The organism is Oleiphilus sp. HI0043 (assembly GCF_001634935.1).
Window position 1 is genome coordinate 1 of the sequence record NZ_LWEY01001558.1, and the last position, 635, is coordinate 635.

Annotated in this window: 2 protein-coding genes; one reads left to right on the plus strand and one right to left on the minus strand. The window is 44.3% G+C overall.

Annotated features, from left to right (window positions below; translation table 11 throughout):
* A partial coding sequence (locus A3729_RS23255) for a SprT-like domain-containing protein (protein WP_197476004.1) occupies positions 1 to 362 on the plus strand: 362 nt, incomplete at its 5' end.
* 94 nt (positions 363 to 456) lie between these two features.
* On the opposite strand, the gene A3729_RS23260 is transcribed toward A3729_RS23255, so the two are convergent.
* Positions 457 to 635 (minus strand): DUF3470 domain-containing protein (locus A3729_RS23260; protein WP_156498090.1); only part of this gene is annotated, 179 nt, incomplete at its 5' end.

Genomic DNA, 635 nt, shown 5'->3' on the forward strand with positions numbered 1-635 from the left:
GATACAAGCTTCGATTTAATCAGGCGCTCTTAAATCAAAACCAACAAGCCTTTATCGAAGAGGTTGTACCTCACGAATGTGCACACCTCATCGTCTATCAGTATTTTGGTCGCTATCATGAAGGCAAGAAGGTAATGCCGCATGGACGACAGTGGAAGCAGGTTATGTCAGAAGTATTTAATGTTGAGCCAAAGGTAAGGCATAACTTCTCAAGCGCGAAAAGGGCACGACGAACCTTTGCATATATTTGTGCATGTCACGATCGAATTCATGATTTGAGCGCAATTCGACACAATAGAATCGTAAGAAGTGATGCAAGATATGTATGCAAAAGCTGTAAGGAAAGCTTGAGAATTAAATAGGCCAAAGTGAATGAGGCCAGGCAGTTCTTATTTAAGAGGAGCTTGTCGTTAGCGAGCGATCTGACGCCAGTTAACGACAAGGCGACTAAAGAATTTACTTCTCTAGATATTGAAGCTTGTTAGGAACACCGTCCCACTCTTTAGCATCTGGAAGCGGGTCTTTTTGCTCGGTAATGCAGGGCCAAGTCTGACATAGCTCGGCGTTTAGCTCGATATACTGCGTCTGGTCGGCAGGCAATTCGTCCTCAGAAAAGATTGCATCAGCTGGGCATT